The following is a 7,686-nucleotide window of genomic DNA, read 5'->3' on the forward strand; positions in this document are numbered from 1 at the left end:
TTAAAAAATCTCACTCTCCTTCAATTTTTCCATATTATTAACCAATTGAAGTTCGTCAACAAATTTTTGAATTTTTCCATTCATCACACCATCCATATCAAAAACATCCAAACCAATTCTGTGGTCTGTGACGCGTCCTTGTGAATAATTATAAGTACGAATTTTTGCAGAACGGTCACCTGAACTTACTTGCGAAGTACGTTTTGTAGCATCCTCTGCCTGCTTTTTCGCCAATTCTTGTTCGTATAAACGAGAACGCAAAACACCAAATGCTTTGTCTTTATTTTTATGTTGTGATTTTTGATCCTGACATTGCGCCACCAATCCAGTTGGAATATGTGTCAACCGAACAGCAGATTTTGTGGTATTTACTGATTGTCCGCCTGGTCCTGATGAACAGAAAAAATCGACACGAACATCGTTCATATCAATTTGCACATCAAACTCTTCCGCTTCAGGCAAAACCATCACTGTTGCTGCAGAAGTATGAACCCGACCTTGTGTTTCTGTTTGTGGTACACGTTGCACACGATGAACTCCCGCTTCAAATTTTAAAGTGCCGTAAACATCTTCGCCAGAAACTTCAAAAATAACTTCTTTGAATCCGCCAGAAGTTCCTTCATTCATATCGACTACAGAAGTTCTCCAACCTCTGTTTTCGCAATATTTGGTATACATTCTAAATAAATCGCCAGCAAAAATAGATGCTTCGTCTCCACCAGTTCCTGCACGAACCTCTACCATGACGTTTTTGGCATCTTCTGGATCCTTTGGAATAAGCAAAAATTTTATTTCTTCTTCCAATTCTGGCAATCTTTCTTTGGCTTCATCTAGTTGCATTTTTGCCATTTCTGTCATTTCGGCATCACTACCATCAGATATTATTTCATTGGCTTCGTCAATATTTGCCATTATTGAAACGTACTCGTCGCGTTTTTCGGCGAGTGCTTTCAATCCTTTGTATTCCTGATTGAGCTGTACGTATCGCTTTTGATCGGCAATTACGTCTGGCTGAATTATCAAATCAGATATTTCGTCAAATTTTTGTTTTATTATTTGAAGTCTGTCTAACATTTTTTCTTTCCTTTATTTGGAGTGCAAAAGTACAAAAAAGATTGCATACTACAGATTTACCTTTTCAGATTTTTATAGTTAGTACAATTTTCTACAAAACAAAAAATCCAAATCGATTAAGATTTGGATTTTGTTGAAATTTATTTGTTAGTATTAACCAGCGTTTATTACACTTTTGACAACGCCCTTCAAAGTCAAAACTTTTGGAGTTGCCTCTGCATTTGTAGTAACAGAAACTGTTTTTGTAAAAGCACCTAAATTGGCAGCATTATAAGTTGCTGTAACTATACCAGATTTTCCAGCTTTAATTGGTGTTTTTGTATAATTCGTTGCTGTGCAACCGCAAGAACCTTGCACATTTGTGATAACAACATCAGTTTTTCCAGTATTTTTGAATTCAAAAACAATGGCTTTTGGTTTATTTTGAGAAATTTCTCCCACATCGATAGTTTCGCTTTTCCAGGAAATTGTAGAAAGTGTAGCAAACGACATTAATCCTAATGTTAATGCTAAAAATGAAATTTTAATTGTGTTCATGATTTTAAAGTTTAATAAATTAATAAAATTGATTTGTCAAATTTGATAGTTCAAAATTAATACAGGAATTAGACGTGTGTTGTTAACCGATTTCAAATGTTTGTTAACGAGTTGTTAATAGTGATTCGCTAGAGAAATTTTGAGTAAATTTGGATAAATAAAAAGAACTTTAATTGAAAATAAACAAACTTAATAGCATTATTATTCTTGGTCTAGTAGCCATTATTGGCATTTTGATTGCCCAACTTTTATGGACTAAAGAAGCTTTTAATATCGAAGAAAAGAAATTTTCTCAAAAAGCACATATTGCTTTGCTAGAAGTAGTTAAGCATTTATATAAGAGTGATAATCATGAGATTCCAACTGAAAATCCGATTAAGAAAATTTCGAATGATTATTATATAGTCAATATTGATAATGATTTTGAACCCGAAATTTTAGAATTTTATCTTAATCAGGAATTTAAGAAAATAAATTTAATTACAGATTTTGAATACGCCATGTACAATTGTCAAAGTGATGAAATGGTTTACGGAAACTACATTTCGTCAGCAAATAATGCTTCGAAAAAAGCAACCGTTTATTTTCCAAAACATAAAAATTTGGTTTATTATTTTGCGATTCGCTTTCCGAGTCAAACTTCTTATTTATTCTCTTCTCTTAAATTTTGGTTTATACTTTCGCTGGCATTAATTGTCATTTTGTTGGTTTATGTATATTCAATTTACACTATTATCCAACAAAAAAAATATTCAGAATTGCAACGTGATTTTATTAATAATATGACTCACGAATTCAAAACACCATTGTCTTCCATTTTGATTGCTTCCAATTATTTGAACAAACAAGAAGCAATAGTTAAAGATGAAAAGCTTGAAAAATATACCCAAATCATTATCAATCAAAGTAATAAATTGAATAGGCATATTGAAAAATGGGATAATGTTCCCATGGTTTTGGATAAACAAAAGCTAGAAGTGGCGCCAATAATTGAAGGTGTCATTGAAGATATAAAATTAAAATATTCAAACATTGATGTAAAAATTAAAACCATTTTGCCAAAAATAAGTATTGATGCTGATGCTTTTCATTTCTCTAATTTGGTTTATAATTTAATAGACAATTCTATAAAATATTGCGATTCAACCCCTGAAATTACTATAAAAATTTCTATTACATACACACATTTCTTATTGGAAATTATTGATAACGGCATTGGAATTTCTGAAAAGAATTTGCCATTTATTTTTGATAAATTTTATCGTATTTCAAATCAAAAAAGCAATGAAACCGATGGTTTTGGTTTGGGATTGTACTATGTGAAAAAAGTTTGCACCTTACACCAATGGAAAATTTCTGTGAAAAATAATCCAGAAAATGGCATTACAACTTCAATAAGATTAACATAAAGTAGATGTGGAATATGAATAAAATTAAAATTTTGTATGCGGAAGACGATGAAACGCTGGCCTATTTGACCAAAGACAATTTGGAACAAAGTGGTTACAGCATCTTTCATTTTTCTGATGGAAATTCTTGCTTGGAAAATTTCAAAAAAGAAAATTTTGATATTTGCATTTTTGATATTATGATGCCAAAAATGGACGGATTTGAATTGGCAACAGAAATTAGAAAAATAAATACAGATATTCCTATCATATTTTTATCTGCAAAAACATTGAAAGAAGACAAACTAAAAGGATTGCGATTGGGTGCCGATGATTATTTGGTAAAACCCTTTAGCATTGAGGAATTGATACTAAAAATTGAAGTTTTTTTGAAACGTTCAAACAAAAATTTGATCAAACAAAATCATCAGTATTCAATTGGGAAATATAATTTTGATTCAGATAACTATTTGGTTTTTAATGATGATGAAAAAATAAATTTAACCCAACGAGAATCGGAACTTTTAAAACTTTTTCTGGACAATAAAAATATCGTTTTAAAGCGGGAAGAAATTTTAAAATCACTTTGGGGCGACGATGATTATTTTATGGGTAGAAGTCTAGATGTTTTTATATCGAGACTAAGAAAAATTTTGGCAAACGAAAATGGAATTGCTATTGAAAATTTGCATGGCATTGGGTTTAAATTTAAACTAGAATTATAAAACCAACAACCCAAATTCTCTCAAAGTATTGATAGGTTTTGAGTACCAAAACAACTCAAAATCCTCAAAATGTGTTTCAAAATCTATTTTCAATTCATTGAAAGTAGTCGTTTTAAAATTTGAAATAGAAACTTTTTGCAAATTAGTAACCAGCCAATCCGCTTTTTCTTTTTCTAATAAAATTTCGAAAGTTTCTTTTCTGTCATGAAAAGTAAGTTTTGTCATTTGCCATGAATTTCCTTTTTTTGATTTTGTAAATTCTTCACCAATTGGTTTTCCGCCTAACCAAATAATTTTAGCAGTTGATTTTATATTGAAATTATCAGATTTTTCAAGACATGAAACAATAAAATCATCTGCAATTTTGGTTTTCGGAATTTTGAAATCAAACCAATCTTGCAGTTCGAAATCGAATCCAATATTGTGCATGTAATTAAACAATGATTTTTTTAGTCCAAAACTAAATTTATCGTGATCTATTCCAGTTTTATCTGTAAAATTAATATCATTATTGGCAAATGTTATATTGTTTTGTTCTGGAATTACACCAAAAATTTCAGGATTTATTCCAACTGGACTGTGCGCAGTCATAGCAAATTGATGCCAAAATCCTGATTGCAAAATACCAGCTTCAAACAATTGGCGCACCATTTCTAGACTGTCAATTGTTTCTTGAATGGTTTGGGTTGGATAGCCATACATTAAATAAGCATGAACCATGACGCCAGCTTCGGTAAAATTTCGGGTTACTTGTGCCACTTGCTCAACGGTTACACCTTTGTCAATGAGTTTCAATAATCTATCTGATGCGACTTCCAATCCGCCTGAAATGGCAACACAACCAGATTGTGCAAGCAGAAAGCACAAATCTTGCGTGAAGCTTTTCTCAAAACGAATATTTGTCCACCATGTTACTGTTAGTTTACGTTTGATGATTTCCAATGCAACTTCACGCATTAAGGCTGGTGGCGCAGCTTCGTCTACAAAATGAAATCCGTTTTCGCCTGTAGAATCCATTAATTCTTCTATTCGATCAACGATTAGTTTGGCGGCAACGGGTTCATACAATTTGATGTAATCTAAAGAAATGTCGCAAAAAGTACATTTTCCCCAATAGCAACCGTGCGCCATGGTGAGCTTGTTCCATCGACCGTCGCTCCACAAACTGTGCATTGGATTGGCAATTTCTATTACTGAAATGTATTTGTCTAGATGTAAATCTGAATAATCTGGCGTGCCAACATTGGATTGTTTGTAGTCGGGTATTGTGGTATTATTTTTGTAAACGACTTGATTATTTTCAAGGATAAAAGTGCGTTTATAAGACACTTCGACAAGCTCAGTGTGACAGATAGAATCATATACTAATTCTACAGGAAGTTCGCCATCGTCTAGAGTGATAAAATCAAAAAATTCAAATACCCGAACATCTGTTAATGAGCGTAATTCTGTATTTGGGAAACCGCCACCCATGGATATTTTTACATCAGGAAAATGTTTTTTGACAAACTGTGCACAACGGAAAGCGGAATATAAATTTCCTGGAAAAGGAACAGAAATTAATAATAATTTGGGTTGTACCAATTCGATTTTTGCTTTGAGTAGTCTTAAAGTGATTTCATCGATATAAGATTTGGGTTGTTGTAAAGCGTTGTATAAATCGTCAAAAGAATTGGCACTTCTGCCTAAACGCTCAGCATATCGGCTGAAGCCAAAATTTTCATCGACACAATCGACAATATAATCGGATAAATCTTCGAGATACAAAGTTGCCAAATGTTTGGCTTTGTCTTGCATTCCCATATTGCCAAAAGCCCAATCTAGATCGTCCAATTGCTCGAAACGAGCCGCTTCTGGAAGAAAATTGCCTGAACAAATTTGTCTGGCTAATGTTGGATTTTTTCCTTGTAGAAATAAAATGACACTATCGATTGTTTTGATGTAATCGTGTTGAAGACTTAAAATTCGTTGTGAGTTGTAGGTTGTAGGTTGTCCTTCGACAAGTTCAGGCTGACAGCTGGAAGTATTAAAAATATTCTCTAATCCTTTTTTTGAAAACAATTCTAAAATGACTTCTATGCCCAAATCCATTTGAAAAGCCGAAATGTTTTTGGTATTCAAAAAACCTTTCAGATAAGCCGTGGCTGGATACGGCGTATTGAGTTGTGTGAATGGTGGCGTTATGAGAAGGAGGTCTTTCAATTAAAAATTTTGTTTTTGCAAAAGTAAGGTTTAAAGAATACAACTTAAAGGTAAAATGTTACTCTTTTTCATATTTTGACTTCAATTTAAAAAAAAATAAAAAAAAATTAAACCAATTAAAAACAATCATTTTTAATTAAAAAAGAAATCATAACCAATTGTTAAACGTATTTTTTTAGTTAATTTTTTCTTTAAATTTACTAAAAATTAAAACAAACCATAAAATGCCAAACGACTGTATTAGTTATCAAGATTCTGGATATTTTTCAAACCTAATTGTTGATTATTTGAATGAGAAAACAGAATTACAGTCGTTGTACAATAATTTTCCAAAAATTGAAGATTTTAAAGCTCAAATTGAAGAAAAAGAAAGCAATTTCAATGGCAATGACAATTTCAATAACAAAAGAAAAGTTTTAGTAAATTCATTAAAAAATCAGTATCAAAATTTTGAAATTTCTGAGGCAACCAAACAAAATATTGAACTTTTAAAGGATTCAAAAACGTTCACAATTACCACCGGACATCAATTAAATTTATTTACTGGACCTCTATATTTTCTATATAAAATTGTTTCAACGATTAATTTATGTAAACAATTAAAACAAGAATATCCATCTAATAATTTTGTTCCTATTTATTGGATGGCCACCGAAGATCATGACTTTCAAGAAATCAATCATTTTACTTTTAAAGGTAAAAAAATACAATGGAATATTAATTCTACTGGACCAGTTGGAAGATTGACTACAGAAGGTTTACAAGAAGTTTTTAATTTATTTGCGTCAGAACTCAATTCGAGCGAGAATGGAAATTTCCTCAAAAATCTTTTTACAGAAAGTTATTTAAAACATAAAACCCTTGCTGATGCAACACGACATTTAGCGAATACTTTATTTGGAGAACAAGGATTGGTGATTCTTGATGGTGATGATATTTCATTGAAATCGGAATATAAAAATATTATGAAAGACGAACTATTACACCAATCTTCTTTTAAAAATGTAAATGAATCTAATGAAAAATTAGAAAATTATTCAATACAAGTCAACCCAAGAGAAATTAATTTGTTTTATATTGAAGATAATCTTCGAGAACGCATTATTTTTGAAAATGAAATATATAAAATCAATAATACTAAAATTGAATTCTCTGAAGTTGAAATTTTAAAATTATTGGATTCAAATCCTGAAAAATTTAGTCCAAATGTAATTTTACGCCCTTTATATCAAGAAGTGATTTTGCCTAATTTATGCTATATTGGTGGCGGTGGAGAAATTGCTTATTGGTTAGAGCTAAAATCAAACTTTGATTATCATAATGTTACTTTCCCAATGTTGTTGGTTAGAAATTCTGTATTATTGGCTACTCAAAAACAACATGATAAAGCGGAAAAATTAGATTTATCGTGGGAAGATTTATTTTTAAATCAGCAAGAATTATATAATAAAAAAACCAAAGAATTATCTCAATTTACGATTGATTTTTCAGAGCAAAAAGCACATTTGAAAAAGCAATTTGAAAATTTATATACTATTGCAAACCAAACCGACAAATCATTTACTGGCGCTGTCAAAGCACAAGAAACAAAGCAAATTAAAGGTCTAGAAAATTTAGAGAAGCGTTTGCTAAAAGCCGAGAAAAGAGTTCATAATGAACAACTTGAACGTTTATTTTCTTTGCAAAATGAATTGTTTCCTAATCAAAGTTTACAGGAAAGAAAAGCAAATTTTTCGGAATTTTATCTAGAATATGGTTAT

At 31.0% G+C, this 7,686-nt stretch carries 6 protein-coding genes; 3 read left to right on the plus strand and 3 right to left on the minus strand.

What is annotated here, in order from left to right; translation table 11 throughout:
* Complete coding sequence (gene prfA / locus RMN92_RS02010) at nt 1-1,074, minus strand: peptide chain release factor 1 (protein ID WP_309607792.1); 1,074 nt, start codon at nt 1,072-1,074, stop codon at nt 1-3.
* A 153-nt stretch (nt 1,075-1,227) separates the two neighbouring features.
* Nucleotides 1,228-1,611: a DUF1573 domain-containing protein gene (locus RMN92_RS02015; RefSeq protein WP_309607793.1), complete on the minus strand. Its 384-nt coding sequence runs from the start codon at nt 1,609-1,611 to the stop codon at nt 1,228-1,230.
* A gap of 173 nt (nt 1,612-1,784) precedes the next feature.
* Here RMN92_RS02015 and RMN92_RS02020 point away from each other — a divergent pair, with 173 nt between their 5' ends.
* The gene (locus tag RMN92_RS02020; protein ID WP_309607794.1) at nt 1,785-3,020 is read left to right on the plus strand and encodes a HAMP domain-containing sensor histidine kinase; all 1,236 of its coding nucleotides are present in this window, start codon (nt 1,785-1,787) and stop codon (nt 3,018-3,020) included.
* A gap of 14 nt (nt 3,021-3,034) precedes the next feature.
* Entirely contained in the window at nt 3,035-3,724 is a 690-nt protein-coding gene (locus RMN92_RS02025) for a response regulator transcription factor (protein ID WP_309607795.1), read from the plus strand.
* Here the strand turns inward: RMN92_RS02025 and RMN92_RS02030 are convergent.
* The gene (locus tag RMN92_RS02030) at nt 3,719-5,926 is read right to left on the minus strand and encodes a radical SAM protein (RefSeq protein WP_309607796.1); all 2,208 of its coding nucleotides are present in this window, start codon (nt 5,924-5,926) and stop codon (nt 3,719-3,721) included. The two genes, RMN92_RS02025 and RMN92_RS02030, sit on opposite strands and share 6 nt — an antisense overlap.
* A gap of 224 nt (nt 5,927-6,150) precedes the next feature.
* Here RMN92_RS02030 and bshC point away from each other — a divergent pair.
* Nucleotides 6,151-7,686 (plus strand): bacillithiol biosynthesis cysteine-adding enzyme BshC (gene bshC / locus RMN92_RS02035; protein ID WP_309607797.1); only part of this gene is annotated, 1,536 nt, incomplete at its 3' end.

The sequence above is a fragment of the Flavobacterium sp. genome (assembly GCF_031363805.1).
Lineage (GTDB): Bacteria > Bacteroidota > Bacteroidia > Flavobacteriales > Flavobacteriaceae > Flavobacterium.

What these genes read in the sequence shown, in the direction of transcription:
- RMN92_RS02015 (WP_309607793.1), bottom strand. Translation starts at nt 1,611, where the DNA reads ATGAACACAATTAAAATTTCATTTTTAGCATTAACATTAGGATTAATG.
- RMN92_RS02025 (WP_309607795.1), top strand. Translation starts at nt 3,035, where the DNA reads ATGAATAAAATTAAAATTTTGTATGCGGAAGACGATGAAACGCTGGCC.
- prfA (WP_309607792.1), bottom strand. Translation starts at nt 1,074, where the DNA reads ATGTTAGACAGACTTCAAATAATAAAACAAAAATTTGACGAAATATCT.